The organism is Arthrobacter sp. MDT2-16 (assembly GCF_054510925.1).
In genome coordinates this window covers 172,084-186,951 of sequence record NZ_JBTNDP010000007.1, presented here as the reverse complement: position 1 = coordinate 186,951, position 14,868 = coordinate 172,084, and the positions used below count along the sequence as shown (strand labels likewise).

The window sequence follows — 14,868 nt, the reverse complement described above, 5'->3', positions numbered from 1 at the left end:
GGAATACCGTCCGGGCATCGGCAGTTCCGGCTAGTCGTGAAAGCAATCGTCTACTCCTCCACCGGTCCCTCCTCCGTTCTCTCTCTCGTCGACCGCGACGTCGCGACGCCCGGTCCGGGCGAAGTGCGAGTCCGCATCGTCACCTCCGGCGTGAATCCCACGGATTGGAAGGCCCGCGCTGACGGCGATCTCCCGTTCCCCGAGGTAGTCCCCAACCAGGACGGTGCCGGGGTCGTCGACGCGGTCGGCGAGGGCGTCACCGAGCCGCAGGTGGGCGACCGGGTATGGATCTACCTGGCTGCTCACGGCCGCCCGACGGGGACCGCCCAGGAGTTCACCGTGATTCCCGCCGGACGGGCTGTCCGCCTGCCGGACGGCGTCGATCTCGATGTGGCAGCCAGCCTGGGTGTACCGGCGATGACGGCGCACCGCGCCCTGACCGTCCACGAGCAGGGGCCGTCGCGACTCGCTACCGGCGCCCTCGAGGGACGCACCGTTCTCGTCCAGGGCGGCGCCGGAGCCGTCGGCCACGCGGCGATCCAACTCGCCGCCTGGGCAGGCGCCACCGTCATCGCAACGGTCAGCAGCGACGCGAAGGCCGAGCTCGGTCTCGCCGCGGGGGCCCACCACGTTCTCCGCTACCCCGACGATTCCCTCGCCCGGCACATCCGCGAGGTCGCTCCAGGCGGCGTCGACCATGTCGTGGAGGTGTCCCCCGGGCAGAACGCGGCGCTCGACGTCGAGGTGATCGCCAACCACGGCTCCATCGCCTACTACGCGAACAACAATGGTGACGACTTCACCGCCCCCGTGGTCGCGAGTTTCGCGAAGAACGTCCGCTGGCAGGGCCTGCTGCTCTACACGGTGGGTCGGGATGCGCTCGTCGCTGCGGCGGAGGACATCACGGCGGCGCTGGGCAGCGGGGCATTGCCTGTCGGGGAGGCTGCCGGACTCCCCCTCTCCTGGTTCCCGCTCGAGGAGACCGGCGCCGCTCACGACGCCGTCGAGAACGGTGCGACCGGCAAGGTCGTCATCCGCGTCTCCGACGAGGTCTCCTGAGCGATCGACCCCTCCCGGTCAGGAAAGGCGATCGCATGACGCCCGACGACTGCCCCTGCGGCACCGTCCTGCCGTATGGGGAATGCTGCGGGCCGCTCCACCGGGGAGGGGCAGCGTCGACGGCGCTGGCACTGATGCGCTCACGGTTCTCGGCGTTCGCTCTCGGGCTGGAGGTACCTGCTCGACTCGTGGGACCCATTGACACGTCCGGATACCGTCGATCTCGACGGGGACGTCGAGTGGCGGCGCCTGCAGATCGTCGACACGGCCCTCGGCGGCGACTCCGACGACGCCGGCGTGGTGGAGTACCGGGCGTCGTTCCGGAGAGCCGGGCGCTCGGGGCTGCTGCAGGAGCGCAGCCGATTCGTCCGGGTGGAAGGGCGCTGGATGTATGTCGACGGGGACGTGCGCCCCTAGGACCTGCAGGAACCCGCGAGGCGGTACCGGATCACGCGCCGCCCACGTGCGCACCGGGCGAACCGGCGTCGGACGCCTGCCCGCCGTCCGCTCCCGGAGCGCCGGCGTCCACCTCGGCACGGGCGGCGACGAACGCCTGCACGCAGGCCTCGACGTCGTCGTCCGTGTGGGCGGCGGAGAGTTGGACGCGGATCCGCGCTGCGCCCTTCGGGACCACGGGGTAGCTGAACGCGGTGACGAAGACACCGTGGGCGAGCATCGCGTCGGCGGTGCGCGCGGCGAGCACGGCGTCGCCGAACATGACCGGGATGATCGCGTGCTCGCCCTCGAGGAGCTCGAAGCCCTCCTCCGTCATGCGCCGGCGGAACTGTGCGGCGTTTCGGGTGAGGGTCCCGCGGAGCTCACCGCTGCTCTCGACCAGGTCCAGCGCGGTCATGGTCGCCGCGACGATCGAGGGGGCGAGGGAGTTCGAGAACAGGTAGGGCCGTGCCCGCTGGCGCAGCAGGGCCACGATCTCGGCCCGGGCGGCCACGTACCCGCCGGACGCCCCGCCGAGGGCCTTGCCGAAGGTTCCCGTGAAGATGTCCACGCGGTCGGCGACACCGGCGTGCTCGGGCGTCCCGGCGCCGGTGGCGCCCATGAAGCCGACGGCGTGGGAGTCGTCGACCATGACCATGGCGTCGTACCGCTCGGCGAGATCACAGATGGCCTCGAGCGGCGCGAGGTAGCCGTCCATGGAGAAGACGCCGTCGGTGACGATCAGGCGGCGCCGCGCACCGGAGGCCTCCTGCAGCTTCGCCTCGAGGTCGGCCATGTCGCGGTTGGCGTAGCGGAAGCGCTGGGCCTTGGAGAGGCGGATGCCGTCGATGATCGACGCGTGGTTCAGGGCGTCCGAGATCACGGCGTCCTCCGCGCCGAGGAGCGATTCGAAGACGCCCCCGTTCGCGTCGAAGCAGGAGGAGAACAGGATGGTGTCCTCCGTGCCGAGGAACCGCGAGACACGCCGCTCGAGCTCGAGGTGCAGGTCCTGGGTGCCGCAGATGAAGCGTACCGACGCCATGCCGAACCCCCGCTCGTCGAGCGCGGTCTTGGCGGCGGCGATGATGTCCGGGTGGTCGGCGAGGCCCAGGTAGTTGTTGGCGCAGAAGTTGAGCACCCGTGCATCCTCGGCACCGAGGGCTCCGGCGGTGATGGAGCTGGACTGCGGCGAGGAGATGCGCCGCTCGTGCTTGAAGAGGCCTGCGCTGCGGATGGCATCGAGCTCACCGGCGAGCTGGTCGCGGACTGCTGAGTACATGGGGTTCCTGCTTCCTAGAGGGTGGTCCAGTCGAGGACCACTTTGCCGCTGGCGCCGTCGCGCGCCGTTGTGAAGCCCTGCTGCCACTGGCTCGCCGGCAGGCAGTCGGTGACCACGGACGCGACCGCCTCGCGCAGCGTCCTGTTGGACTGCAGCATGGCGCTCATGGCGTACCAGGTCTCGAACATCTCACGACCGTAGATGCCCTTGAGCGTCAGCATGTGCGTGACCACCTTGCCCCAGTCGATGGAGATGGGGCCGGAGGGCAGGCCGAGCAGGGCGATCTTCCCGCCGTGGTTCATGTTGTCGATCATCTCGGGCAGGGCGGTGGCGTGGCCGGACATCTCCATCCCGATGTCGAAGCCCTCCTTCATCCCGAGCTCGTGCTGGGCGTCGGCGATGCGCATGCGGCTGACGTCGACGGCGATGTCGGCGCCGACGCCGCGGGCGAGCTCGAGACGGGGCGCCGAGACGTCGGTGATGGCGATCTTGCGGGCACCGGCGTGGCGGGCGACCGCGACGGCCATGAGTCCGATGGGACCCGCGCCCGTGATCAGCACGTCCTCACCGACGAGCGGGAAGCTCAGGGCGGTGTGCACGGCGTTGCCGAACGGGTCGAAGACGGCGCCCAGTTCAGGCGTGATGGTGGCGTCGTGCACCCAGACGTTGGTCTCGGGGACGACGACGAACTCGGCGAACGCCCCGTCGCGCTGCACCCCGACGCTCGAGGTGTGGATACACATCTGGCGGCGGCCGGCGCGGCAGTTGCGGCAGATACCGCAGACGATGTGGCCCTCGCCGGAGACGCGGTCGCCGACACGCACGTCGCGGACCCCGTCCCCGAGGGCGACGACCTCGCCGTAGAACTCGTGGCCGGGGATGAGGGGCGCCTTGATCATGCCCTGCGCCCAGGAGTCCCAGCTCTCGATGTGGAGGTCCGTGCCGCAGATGCCGGTGGTCATGACCCGGATCTTGACCTCGCCCCACCCTGCGTCGGGTTCGGGCCGGTCCACGAGTTCGAAACCGGGACGAGCCCCGGATTTGTACAGCGCCTTCACTGGACAGTTCCTTCCATGCCGCCGACACCGGCGGGATGGGCCGGGCCTGGGCGGTACGAGTGCCGGGCGGGATATTGCCCGGGGCAACACTACCAGCGGCCCCGCGGGCGGACCTCCCCTCAGTCGGTCAGGACCTCGATCAGGATCTCCACCCCGAGGGCGAGGAACTCCGGGGAATCGTCCGACGCCGCCACCAGGGCGCTGCCCATGCTCAGCGCCCAGCCGCGCGCCCGGTCCCACGTCGCGGCGTCGGTGGCGCGGAGGGCCTCGAGTCCGGCCCGGAACACGGACCGGCCTGCGGCGTCGAACTGCAGCCAGGCCGCGGCGAGATCGGTCGCAGGATCCCCGGAGCACAGGTCCCCGAAGTCGACGACGCCGGCCAGCGCGCCGTCCGGCCCGAGGACCACGTTGGCCGGGTGCAGGTCCCCGTGCAGCCAGAGCGGCGCCCCCGACCAGACCGGTGCCGCGAGGGCCGTCTCCCAGACCTCCGGCAGCAGCGCGGCAGGGACACCGGGTATCGCCGGGAGCGACGCGAGCCGCGTCCGGACGACGTCGTCGCGCGCTGCCAGCGGACCGCCGCGGCCCACGGGACTGACCGGGGCGTCGGGCGGAGCGGGGCGCTGGAAGTCCACGAGGAACCGCGCCAGCGGGACGGCCGCGGAGCAACGCCCGGCCCGCGGGACGGTGATGCCGCCGACCCCGTCGATCCATCGGCAGACGGACCAGTGCCATGGGTAGTGCGGGCCGGGTGTGCCGGCGCGCACGGGCGCCGACGTGGGAACTCCCAGGGACGCGGTGAGCCCCGGGAGCCAGTGCTGCTCCGCCGCCATCAGCTCGTCGGCCACCGCCCGCCGGGGCAGGCGCACCACGAGCTCCTCCCCCAGCCGGAAGAGGGTGTTGTCCCATCCACTGCCGGCGGGGCGCAGCGGAAGATGCGCCAGGTCCGGTGCCTGGGCGATGAGCAGGGACCGGACCAGCGACGGCGTGATGTCGATCTCGGCCTGCGGTGTCACCGCCATGGGACCTCCTGGAACTGCGGACGCCGACGCCGCGGGAACGGGGGGGGTGGATGTCCCCACCGGCTCCCCCGGCGCCGACGACGCACCGGAATGTCGGCAGGCTACCCCTCGACGCCCAGGCGCTGCAGGATCAGCTCGCGCACGCGGCCGGCATCGGCCTGTCCGCGCGTGGCCTTCATGACGCCGCCCACGATGGCGCCGACGGCCTGAACCTTGCCGCCGCGGATCTTGTCGGCGACGTCGGGCTGCGCCGCGAGTGCGCCGTCGATCGCCTCGAGCAGGGGTCCGTCGTCGGACACGACCGCGAGGCCGCGCTTCTCCACGACCTCGGCCGGTGTGCCCTCCCCGGCGAGGACGCCGTCGAGCACGTCGCGGGAGAGCTTGTCGTTGATCTTGCCGGACTCGATGAGCGCGTTGAGCTCCACGATCAGCTCGGGCGTGACACCGAGTTCGGCGGGCTCGACGTCGGCCAGCTTGGCGCGGCGGGAGATCTCGCCCATCCACCACTTGCGGGCGACGGCGGCGCTCACGCCCGCGGCGACGGTGTCCTCGATCGAGGACATGACACCGGCGTTGACGACGTCGCGGAACTCGGCGTCGGAGTAGCCCCAGTCGGCCTGCAGGCGCTTGCGGCGCTCGGCGGGCGGTTCGGGCAGCTCGGCGCGGAGCTTCTCGATCCACGCCTCGTTGGTGACGACCGGCACGAGGTCCGGCTCCGGGAAGTAGCGGTAGTCGTCGGCGTCGGACTTGGGCCGCCCCGACGTCGTCGAGCGCGTGTCCTCGTGCCAGTGGCGCGTCTCCTGCAGGATCGGCGTCCCGGAGTCGAGAACGGCGGCGTGGCGCTGGATCTCGTACCGGACCGCGTGCTCGACGGCGCGCAGCGAGTTCACGTTCTTGGTCTCGGTCCGGGTACCGAACTTCTCCTGGCCCTTGGGCTTGAGGGAGACGTTGGCGTCGCAGCGCACATTGCCGCGCTCCATGCGGGCGTCGGACACGCCGAGGTTCTTCACGATCTCGCGGATCGCCGCGACGTACGCCTTCGCGAGCTCGGGGGCACGCGATCCGGCGCCGACGATCGGCTTGGTGACGATCTCGATGAGGGGCACGCCTGCGCGGTTGTAGTCCACGAGGGAGAACTCGGCGCCCTGGATGCGGCCCGTGGACCCACCCATGTGGGTGAGCTTGCCGGCGTCCTCCTCCATGTGGGCGCGCTCGATCTCGACGGTGAAGACCGTGCCGTCGGCGAGCTCGATGTCGATGGAGCCGTCGTACGCGATCGGGTCCTCGAACTGCGAGGTCTGGAAGTTCTTCGGGGTGTCCGGGTAGAAGTAGTTCTTCCGGGCGAAGTAGCACTTCTCGGCGATCCTGCAGTTCAGCGCGAGGCCGATCTTGATCGCGGACTCCACGGCCACACCGTTGACCACGGGCAGCACACCGGGCAGCCCGAGGTCCACCGGCGTGACGTTCGTGTTCGGCACGTCGCCGAACGCGTTGGGCGCGGAGGAGAACATCTTGGTCCTCGTGTTGAGCTCCAAGTGGACCTCGAACCCGAGCACGGGATCGTACTTCTCCATGGCCTCGTCGAAGGTCAGGATCTCATCGGTTACAGCAGTCATTACTTCCCACCTGCGATCTGTGTGATCTCCGGGGCCTTGGCCAGCAGAGGGCCGCCCCACGTCTCTTCGAGCAGTGATTCGAGGACGGCACCGACACGGTAGAGGCGTGCGTCCTGGCGGGCGGGTGCGAGGAGCTGGATGCCGACCGGCAGCCCGTCCTCGTCCGCGAGGCCACCCGGCAGCGACAGGCCGGGGACGCCGGCCAGGTTCGCCGGGATGGTGGCGACGTCGTTCAGGTACATCGCCAGGGGGTCGTCGAGCTTCTCCCCGAGCTTGAACGCCGTGGTCGGCGCAGTGGGAGAGATGAGCACGTCGGCCTGCTCGAACGCCGCGGCGAAGTCGCGCTGGATGAGCGTGCGGACCTTCTGCGCGGAGCCGTAGTAGGCGTCGTAGTAGCCGGCGCTCAGCGCGTAGGTACCGAGGATGATGCGGCGCTTGACCTCGTCGCCGAAGCCGGCGGCGCGGGTGGCACCCATGACGCGCTCGATCGTCGGGGCTCCGTCGGGCACCACGCGCAGGCCGAACCGGACGCCGTCGTACTTGGCGAGGTTGCTGGAGGCCTCCGACGGCATGATCAGGTAGTACGCACCGAGGGCGTACCGGAAGTTGGGGCAGGAGACCTCCACGATCTCCGCGCCCGCCGAGCGCAGGAGCTCGAGGGACTCGGAGAAGCGGGTCAGGACGCCGGCCTGGTAGCCCTCGCCCTGCAGTTCCTTGATGACGCCGATGCGCATGCCCTCGACCTGGCCCAGGCGCGCGGCCTCGACGAGCGCGCCGACGGGGTCGGTGAGCGACGTCGAGTCGTGCGGGTCGTGGCCGCCGATGACCTCGTGCAGGAGCGCGCTGTCCAGCACGGTCCGGGAGACGGGGCCGATCTGGTCCAGCGAGGACGCCATCGCGATCGCGCCGTAGCGCGAGACGCCGCCGTAGGTGGGCTTGACGCCGACGGTCCCGGTGACGGCGCCCGGCTGGCGGATGGAGCCGCCCGTGTCGGTGCCGAGGGCCAGGGGCGCCTCGAAGGCGGCGACGGCGGCGGCGGAACCGCCACCGGAGCCGCCGGGGATCCGGTCCAGGTCCCACGGGTTGCGGGTGGGACCGAACGCCGAGTGCTCGGTCGAGGAGCCCATGGCGAACTCGTCGAGGTTGGTCTTGCCGAGAATCGGCATCCGCGCGGCCCGGAGCCTGCGGACCACGGTGGCGTCGTACGGGCTCTGCCAGCCCTCGAGGATCTTCGAGCCGGCCGTGGTGGGCTGGCCCTTCGTGACGATGAGGTCCTTGACGGCGATGGGCACGCCGGCCAGCGGGTGGAGGGTGTCGCCGTCGGCCCGGGCCTTGTCGACCCCGGCGGCGACGAGCAGCGCCTCACGGGTATTGACGTGCAGGAACGCGTTGATGGCGCCGTCGACGGCGTCGATGCGGTCGAGGTGGGCCTGCGTGGCCTCGACGGCGGAGACCTCCTTCGAGGCGAGCTTCCGCGCCAGGGCGTCGGCGGAGAGATGGATCAGGTCTGTCATGGGTTACTCCCCGTCCAGGATTGCAGGGACCTTGAAGCGGCCGTCGGCGTTGTCGGGTGCGCCGAGGAGCGCCTCCTCGTTGCTGAGCGTCTCCCCCACCACGTCCTCGCGGAACACGTTGCTCAGCGGAATGGGGTGGCTAGTCGCGGGGACGTCGTCGCCCGCCACCTCGCTCACGCTCTTGATGGAGTCGACGATCACGGCGAGCTCCCCGGCCATGCGGTCGAGCTCCTCGTCGGTCATGTCGATGTGGGCGAGCCGCGCGAGGTGCGCGACGTCGTCCCGGTTGATCTCAGCCATGGATCTCCCCTGGAAGTCGGAGGTGGGTATCTGGCCTCCAGTCTAGTGGCGGCCAGGGGCGCACCCGGCATCGGGCGGGCCCGACGACGGCGGTCGCGTCCGCCGGATCCGCCGGTCAGAGCTCCAGGCGGAAGACCCAGAGCAGGATGTCCTCGTTCGGGACCTCCCAGTCGCGCTCGGGGACGCGCACGAAACCCATCGACTCGTAGAGGCGGTGCGCGCGGACCATGTCCGAGCCGCTGGTCAGGCTCACCGCCTCGATGCCGGGGAGCGTGCGGGCGTGCTCGACGATGCGCTCCACCATGGCCCGGCCCACCCCGCCGCGCTGCACGGCCGGGTCCACCGCCAGCATCCGGAACTCGAGCTCTCCCTCGACGGCGATGTCCGTGTACCGCTGGCCGGCGAAGGTCAGCGCGACCGACCCGACCACGGCGCCGTTCCGCTCGGCCACCCAGACCTCGGCGTGCTCGACGCGGTGCTCGATGTCCGACAGCACCGCCATGTAGGGGTGCCCCTCGTCGGTGAAGTACCCGGCCTCCAGATAGGCCGCGCGCGTGATGCGGCGGACGTCGTCGTAGTCCCCCGGCTGGATGGGCCGGATGGTGGTGCGGGCGTCGGAGAGGGCATTCGTGGTCACCGGCCCATCTTGTCACGCAGCGGCCGGGCACGGTCACGGGATGGTCACGGGCCGGTGGGGTCCCGCCGGCCGCCGCGGAAGAGGCTGCGGCGCAGGGCGTAGAGCTGCGCTCCACCGAGCACGAACGCGATCAGGATGCACAGGGCCGGTGGGAGTGACGTCGTATAGAGGAGGACGAAGCCGAGCGAGGCGGCGAAGACGGCGACCGCGACGCCCACGAGCAGGCGCGCCGGCCGGGGAAGCAGCCGGCCGCGCCCCGTGGTGCCCGTGTCCCGATCCCTGTCCGCCGTCACGGTGCCTCCTCCACCTCCGCCCGCCGGCGCCGGAGAGTCGGCGTCCGCTCCCACGATTCTCGCGCGGGGAGGGTGCCTCCGCCATCCCCCTGCGATCTGCGGTCCCACGTCCGCTCCCTCGGCCGCTCCCTCGGCCGCGTACGGCATCGGCGCAGGGCGGCAGGCCTTCCCCGGAGGCGGCAGGTCACGAGCACGGTGCGCGGCCTCTGGTGCCGTGCTGCCCGGGATGCAACACTGCAAGCGGCCCTGCCGAGCCCGCCCTGGTCCTCCTCCGCGCACCCATGCCGCGGGAGGGACCCGGCACCGACCCGGCCGTGACGCCGGCCGGACCGCGACGAAGGGGATCATGTGCCACTCACCCGCCGGACCGGACGTGAGCGGCACCGATGATCGGTGACAGGAGGATGCGCACAACGTCGTCCCGGGTGACGCCGCGGCCCCTGCCGCCCTTCGCGACCCGCACGGTGGCCGTGCCCGCGGTGGTGCTCTGCCTGCTGCTCACGCTCGTGTCGGGGAGCTACGGTTACCACCGGGACGAGCTGTACTTCCGGATGCTCCCTCCCGCCTGGGGGTACCTCGACCAGCCGCCCCTGACCCCGTGGCTGGTGCGGTCCTTCGGTCTCGTCGCGGACGAGGTATGGGCCGTCCGGATCCCCGCCACCCTCTCGACCGTCCTGGCACTCGTGGTGGTGGTCCTGATCACCAGGGAGTTCGGCGGCGCAGCGTACGCGCAGGGCCTGTGCGCGTGGGGATTCGGCTTCGGTGTGGTCCCCCTGCTCTTCGGCCACGTCATGCTGACCGCGTCGGTGGACCTCGTGTTCTGGCCCGCCGTCGTCCTGTGCGTGGTCCGGGCGCTGCTGAGGGACGCGCCGGGATGGTGGCTGGCCGCCGGGACCATCGCCGGCCTCGCCACCTACAACAAGCTGCTGATCGCGGGGCTGCTGGTCTCCCTGCTGGCCGGGCTGGTCGTCACCGGCCCCCGCCGGGTGCTGTCCACGCCCTGGCCCTGGCTCGGCGGTGCCCTCACCCTGATCGTGGCGGCGCCCAACCTGGTGTACCAGGCCGCGTACGGCTGGCCGCAGCTGGCCATGGGGGCCGCCCTGAACGAGAACAACGCGGCGGACACCCGGGTGGACATGTGGTGGTTCCTGTTCCTGACCGTCGGCCCGCCGCTGGCCCTCGTCTGGTGCCTCGGCTGGTGGCACCTGCTGCGCCGCACCGACTGGAGACCTGCGCGCTGCATCGCCGCAGCCTTCGTGGTGCTCCTGGTCCTCGCCTTCGCGGCCGGAGGGCAGATCTACTATCCGGCGGGACTCGTCATCGTGCTCTTCGCCGTCGGATGCGTACCCGCCGCAGCCATCATGCACTCCCCGGGACGACGCCGGGCGGCGCGGACCACGGTAGCGGTCAATGCCGTTGCCTGCGCCGTCATCACGCTGCCCGTCATCCCGGTAGGCGTCCTGGGGCAGACCCCGATCCCCGGCATCAACCAGCTGGCCCGCGACCAGGTGGGGTGGCCTGCCTACGCCGACCAGGTCGCCGACGTCGTACGGGACCTCCCGGACCCCTCCGACGCCACGCTGATCGCCACCAACTACGGCGAGGCCGGCGCCCTGCACCGGTACGGGCCGGACCTCGGCCTGCCGGCGGTGCACAGCGGGCACAACGAGCTGTACCACCTCTCCGCCCCGCCGGAGGACGCACGGACCGTGGTCGTGGTGGGCGAGCAGGCCGAGCTGGCGAGGAGCCTGTTCGCGTCCTGCGAGGAGGTGACGCGCCTGGACAACGGTCTCGACGTCGACAACGAGGAACAGGGGCAACCGGTCCTCGTGTGCGAGCGCACCCGGCCGTGGTCGGAGCTCTGGCCGCGGTTCCGGCACCTCGACTGACGGCGCCGGACCCAGGGCACCACGACCGGCGGCAGCTCCACTCACGGCATGCGTGCCGACGGTCCTCGCGCCAGAGGCCCCGGCGGTCGCTCAGGACGTCCCGACGACCCGCCGGTAACCCGTCCCGTCCGGGTAGCGCTCCAGGTACCCGGCATCCACGAGTGCCCGGCGCAGGGTCGGGATGTCGCGGGTGACGGTGGCGAGCAGGCGGTTGACCTCGGGCTCGCCGAGCTCCTCGTCGGCGGGCAGCAGCCGCTCCGCGAGGTGCGCCAGCAGGTCGGTGCGATCCTGCCCAGCCCGCGGCAATCCGTCGATCCGCCCCTCCCGGAAGAACCGGTCCACGCCCTTCGGCGTGCCGGACCCGGCCGCGGCGAGGACGTCCTTGAACAGCTGACCGTCGACGGGACGGTCCGCCGTGAGCAGCCCGGCGTCGACCAGGCGCTGCAGCTCCTTCGGAGACGCGTCCAGCGGCTGCCCGAGGACGGCCCGCGCGTACAGCTCGCGGGAGCGCTCGCCGGCCAGCGTGGACAGGATCTTCTGCCAGGACGGCGTCGTCATGACTGCCTCTCGATCGACACGTCCGGCGCGCTCCCGGCGAGGGAGCCGGTAAGGGAGCCGACGAGGTCGGCGGGACCTGCCACCGTGATGGCTGGGAGGCGCTCGACCTCCGTGGGGCCGCCGTCGAGCACGGAGCGCAGCCGCGGCCTGCTGACGACGACGCCAGCCTCCTCGGCGATCAGGGCCCCGGCCGCGACGTCGTGCTCGTGCAGCCCGCGCTCCACGAAGGCGTCGAAGGAGCCGTCCGCGACCATGCAGAGATCGAGCGCCGCGGAACCGAGGGATCGCAGGTCACCGAATCCGTCGAGCAGGGCCCCGAGTTCACCGACCTGCGCCGACCGCGTGGCGGCATCGTAGGAGAAACCGGTCGCCAGCAGCCGCCCCCGCCCGGCATCGGGCCCGGCCAGCCGCCGTACCCTGCCCTGCTCGCTCAGCCAGGCGCCCCCACCGCGGCTGGCCCAGTAGACGCGCCCGAGCGTGGGGGCGTGCACGACGCCGGCGAGCCAGGTGCCGTCCTCGTCGGCCGCCGCCACCGAGGTCGCGTAGTAGACGATGTCCCGCATGAAGTTGGTGGTGCCGTCGAGGGGGTCGACGGACCAGCGGATGCGGGCGCCGTCGTGCCTGCCGGTCGGCACCGTGGTGCCGAACTCCTCCCCCGTGATGATGTCGTGCGGCCTCGAGTCGGTGATGACGCTGCGCACGGACCGCTCGGCGGCGACGTCGTACGCCGTCACCCAGTCGCTGTCCGAGCTCTTGCTCGTGGCATCGAGGGCGGCCGGATCGCGCCGGGCCAGGACGTCGGCGCCGGCAGCCGCTGCATGGCGCGCCACATGCAGGAGCACGGCGGGCGACGCCGCGTGCGTCATACGGTGGCCCCGCCGTCCGGCACGACGTCCGGCAGGACCTCCGGTCCCGCGCCGGCTCCTGCCTCCGGCTCCCGGGTGAGCTCCTCGTCCTCGCCGACCTCGTCCTCGCCCTCCGCTGCGGGGGCCGGACCGTTGGCGAGCAGCGCGGTGAAGCCCTCCTCGTCCAGCACGGGGATGCCGAGCGCCTCGGCCTTCTCGAGCTTGGTGCCCGCGTTCTCACCCGCCACCACATAGCTGGTGTTCTTCGACACCGACCCTGCCGCCTTTCCTCCCCGGGTGATGATCGCCTCCTTCGCCTCGTCCCGGTTGTAGTGCTCCAGTGATCCGGTGACGACGACGGTCAGGCCCTCGAGCGTGCGCGGCGTGCTGGCGTCCACTTCGTCCTGCATCCGCACGCCCGCGGCGGCCCACCGGTCCACGATCTCGCGGTGCCAGTCCTCCGCGAACCACTCCGTGAGGGCCACGGCGATGGTGGGGCCCACGCCGTCCACGTCGGCGAGCTCCTTCTCGCTCGCGGCGCGGATGCGGTCCATGGACCCGAAGGCCGTGGCCAGGGCGCGCGACGCGGTGGGTCCCACGTGACGGATGGACAGCGCCACGAGCACGCGCCACAGCGGCTGCTTCTTGGCCTTCTCCAGCTCGGTGAACAGCTTGCGGGTGGTGGCGCTCGGCTCGGACGGCTTCTTCGCCGTCCCCTTGGAGTAGAAGTAGGGCACGAGTTCCCGGCCGGTCACCACGCCCTTGACCTTCTTGTCCCGCTCGATCCGGACATCCGCCAGCTTCTCGGGGGTCAGGTCGAAGATCTCCGCCTCGGTGGTGATCGGCGGCACGGAGGGTTCGGCGGGCTGCGTGAGGGCGATCGCCGCCTCGTACCCGAGGGCCTCGATGTCGAACGCGCCCCGACCGGCGAGGTGGAACACGCGCTCACGCAGCTGCGAGGGGCAGGAGCGGGCGTTGGGACAACGGATGTCGACGTCGCCCTCCTTCGCCGGCTGCAGCGGCGTCCCGCAGGACGGGCACTCGGTGGGCATCACGAACGCGCGCACCTTCTCCGGATCGCGCAGTGCCATGACCGGGCCCACGATCTCGGGGATGACGTCGCCGGCCTTCCGCAGCACCACGATGTCGCCGATCATCACGCCCTTGGCCTTGACGACCTCCTGGTTGTGGAGCGTGGCCAGGCCGACCGTCGAACCGGCGACCTTGACCGGCTCCATCTGGCCGAACGGTGTGACGCGACCGGTCCTGCCGACGCTGACGATGATGTCCAGCAGCCTCGTGTTCACCTCCTCGGGCGGATACTTGTAGGCCACGGACCACCGCGGCACGCGGGAGGTGTGGCCGAGGGCGCGCTGCAGCGCGAAGCTGTCCACCTTCACCACGATGCCGTCGATCTCGTGCAGGAGGTCGTGGCGGTGCTCGCCGTAGTGCGCGATGAAGTCGAACACCTCGTCCTGCGTCGCGAGGACCTTGTAGTAGGGGGAGGTCGGCAGCCCCCAGGCCGTGAGGAGGTCGTAGGTCCCGGACTGCGTCTCCGCAGCCAGCCCGGTGCGCGCCCCGATCCCGTGCACGTACATGTCCAGCGGGCGCTCCGCCGTCATGGCCGGGTCCTTCTGCCGCAGCGACCCGGCGGCGGCGTTGCGCGGGTTGGCGAACGGCGCCTTGCCCGCGGCGACCATCCGCTCGTTGAGCTGCGCGAACTCCTTCGTGGGGAAGAAGACCTCACCGCGGATCTCCACCTCCTCGGGGTGGTCGCTGCCCGCGAGACGCTTCGGGATGGAGGCGATCGTGAGGACGTTGTGCGTGATGTCCTCGCCTGTCACGCCGTCACCCCGGGTGGCGGCTCGGACCAGCTCACCGTCGCGGTAGAGCAGGTTCACGGCCAGGCCGTCGATCTTGAGTTCGGTCAGCCACCTCACGGTCGCACCGGGGTTGCGCTGCTCCACGCCGGCGGAGGCCCGGTCCAGCCAGGCCCGCAGTTCGTCGAGGGAGAAGACGTCCTCGAGGCTGTACATGCGGGCGAGGTGGTCCACCGGGGCGAAGGCGGAGGAGACCTCCCCGCCCACCTCCTGCGTCGGCGAGTCGTTGGCGACGATCTCGGGGTGGAGCGCCTCCAGCTCCTCGAGCCGCCGGAAGAGGGTGTCGAACTCGGCGTCCGAGATGGTGGGGGCGGCGTCCTGGTAGTAGGCGGCCCGGTGCCTGCGGATCTCCTCGGCGAGCTGCGCGTACTCCGCCCGGACCTCGTCGGTCGGCAGTCGACGGTCTTCCGATCCGGCGGTCCGGGCTGCGTCTTCGGTTCCTGTGGTCACTTTCCATATCTTGCCCTACGGCCCTGACACGGGCCA

14 protein-coding genes are annotated in these 14,868 nt (G+C 71.4%); 3 read left to right on the top strand and 11 right to left on the bottom strand.

Annotation, left to right across the window (positions count from 1 at the left end):
* Window positions 1-36 precede the first annotated feature (36 nt).
* Both ACX80N_RS13585 and ACX80N_RS13580 read left to right on the top strand, forming a co-directional pair.
* Complete coding sequence (locus ACX80N_RS13585) at window positions 37-1,059, top strand: NADPH:quinone reductase (RefSeq protein WP_459339829.1); 1,023 nt, start codon at window positions 37-39, stop codon at window positions 1,057-1,059.
* Between the two features lie 198 nt (window positions 1,060-1,257).
* Window positions 1,258-1,476: a YchJ family metal-binding protein gene (locus tag ACX80N_RS13580; RefSeq protein ID WP_459339828.1), complete on the top strand. Its 219-nt coding sequence runs from the start codon at window positions 1,258-1,260 to the stop codon at window positions 1,474-1,476.
* A gap of 31 nt (window positions 1,477-1,507) precedes the next feature.
* Here the strand turns inward: ACX80N_RS13580 and ACX80N_RS13575 are convergent, their stop codons facing one another.
* The 8 genes from ACX80N_RS13575 to ACX80N_RS13540 form a co-directional block, all read right to left on the bottom strand.
* Window positions 1,508-2,773 (bottom strand): glycine C-acetyltransferase, encoded by a 1,266-nt coding sequence (locus tag ACX80N_RS13575; RefSeq protein WP_459339827.1) that lies wholly within the window; start codon window positions 2,771-2,773, stop codon window positions 1,508-1,510.
* A gap of 14 nt (window positions 2,774-2,787) precedes the next feature.
* Entirely contained in the window at window positions 2,788-3,831 is a 1,044-nt protein-coding gene (gene tdh / locus ACX80N_RS13570; protein ID WP_459339826.1) for an L-threonine 3-dehydrogenase, read from the bottom strand.
* 119 nt (window positions 3,832-3,950) lie between these two features.
* Complete coding sequence (locus ACX80N_RS13565) at window positions 3,951-4,850, bottom strand: aminoglycoside phosphotransferase family protein (protein ID WP_459339825.1); 900 nt, start codon at window positions 4,848-4,850, stop codon at window positions 3,951-3,953.
* Between the two features lie 101 nt (window positions 4,851-4,951).
* Window positions 4,952-6,466: an Asp-tRNA(Asn)/Glu-tRNA(Gln) amidotransferase subunit GatB gene (gene gatB, locus ACX80N_RS13560; RefSeq protein ID WP_459339824.1), complete on the bottom strand. Its 1,515-nt coding sequence runs from the start codon at window positions 6,464-6,466 to the stop codon at window positions 4,952-4,954.
* Complete coding sequence (gene gatA / locus ACX80N_RS13555; RefSeq protein ID WP_459339823.1) at window positions 6,466-7,980, bottom strand: Asp-tRNA(Asn)/Glu-tRNA(Gln) amidotransferase subunit GatA; 1,515 nt, start codon at window positions 7,978-7,980, stop codon at window positions 6,466-6,468. Before gatA ends, gatB begins: the two co-directional genes overlap by 1 nt.
* A 3-nt stretch (window positions 7,981-7,983) precedes the next feature.
* Window positions 7,984-8,280 (bottom strand): Asp-tRNA(Asn)/Glu-tRNA(Gln) amidotransferase subunit GatC, encoded by a 297-nt coding sequence (gene gatC / locus ACX80N_RS13550; protein ID WP_105031477.1) that lies wholly within the window; start codon window positions 8,278-8,280, stop codon window positions 7,984-7,986.
* 115 nt (window positions 8,281-8,395) lie between these two features.
* On the bottom strand, window positions 8,396-8,917 hold the full coding sequence (locus ACX80N_RS13545; protein ID WP_105031476.1) for a GNAT family N-acetyltransferase: 522 nt from the start codon (window positions 8,915-8,917) through the stop codon (window positions 8,396-8,398).
* A 44-nt stretch (window positions 8,918-8,961) separates the two neighbouring features.
* A complete protein-coding gene (locus ACX80N_RS13540) occupies window positions 8,962-9,210 on the bottom strand; it encodes a hypothetical protein (protein ID WP_105031475.1) in 249 nt (82 codons plus the stop codon).
* Between the two features lie 404 nt (window positions 9,211-9,614).
* On the opposite strand from ACX80N_RS13540, the gene ACX80N_RS13535 reads away from it, so the two are divergent.
* Window positions 9,615-11,099 (top strand): glycosyltransferase family 39 protein, encoded by a 1,485-nt coding sequence (locus ACX80N_RS13535; RefSeq protein ID WP_459339822.1) that lies wholly within the window; start codon window positions 9,615-9,617, stop codon window positions 11,097-11,099.
* A 90-nt stretch (window positions 11,100-11,189) separates the two neighbouring features.
* Here ACX80N_RS13535 and ACX80N_RS13530 read toward each other — a convergent pair whose 3' ends face one another.
* From ACX80N_RS13530 to ligA, 3 genes are read right to left on the bottom strand one after another with little or no spacing between them, the layout of a single operon-like run.
* Complete coding sequence (locus tag ACX80N_RS13530) at window positions 11,190-11,657, bottom strand: DUF2087 domain-containing protein (protein ID WP_459339821.1); 468 nt, start codon at window positions 11,655-11,657, stop codon at window positions 11,190-11,192.
* Window positions 11,654-12,523, bottom strand: a complete 870-nt coding sequence (locus tag ACX80N_RS13525) for an inositol monophosphatase family protein (RefSeq protein ID WP_459339820.1) — start codon at window positions 12,521-12,523, stop codon at window positions 11,654-11,656. Before ACX80N_RS13525 ends, ACX80N_RS13530 begins: the two co-directional genes overlap by 4 nt.
* Complete coding sequence (gene ligA / locus ACX80N_RS13520; RefSeq protein ID WP_459339819.1) at window positions 12,520-14,832, bottom strand: NAD-dependent DNA ligase LigA; 2,313 nt, start codon at window positions 14,830-14,832, stop codon at window positions 12,520-12,522. Before ligA ends, ACX80N_RS13525 begins: the two co-directional genes overlap by 4 nt.
* Window positions 14,833-14,868 lie beyond the last annotated feature (36 nt).

Excerpts from the sequence above, each read along its gene's own strand:
- ACX80N_RS13575 (WP_459339827.1), bottom strand. The coding sequence starts at position 2,773 with ATGTACTCAGCAGTCCGCGACCAGCTCGCCGGTGAGCTCGATGCCATC.
- ACX80N_RS13565 (WP_459339825.1), bottom strand. The coding sequence starts at position 4,850 with ATGGCGGTGACACCGCAGGCCGAGATCGACATCACGCCGTCGCTGGTC.
- gatB (WP_459339824.1), bottom strand. The coding sequence starts at position 6,466 with ATGACTGCTGTAACCGATGAGATCCTGACCTTCGACGAGGCCATGGAG.
- gatA (WP_459339823.1), bottom strand. The coding sequence starts at position 7,980 with ATGACAGACCTGATCCATCTCTCCGCCGACGCCCTGGCGCGGAAGCTC.
- gatC (WP_105031477.1), bottom strand. The coding sequence starts at position 8,280 with ATGGCTGAGATCAACCGGGACGACGTCGCGCACCTCGCGCGGCTCGCC.
- ACX80N_RS13535 (WP_459339822.1), top strand. The coding sequence starts at position 9,615 with ATGCGCACAACGTCGTCCCGGGTGACGCCGCGGCCCCTGCCGCCCTTC.
- ACX80N_RS13530 (WP_459339821.1), bottom strand. The coding sequence starts at position 11,657 with ATGACGACGCCGTCCTGGCAGAAGATCCTGTCCACGCTGGCCGGCGAG.
- ACX80N_RS13525 (WP_459339820.1), bottom strand. The coding sequence starts at position 12,523 with ATGACGCACGCGGCGTCGCCCGCCGTGCTCCTGCATGTGGCGCGCCAT.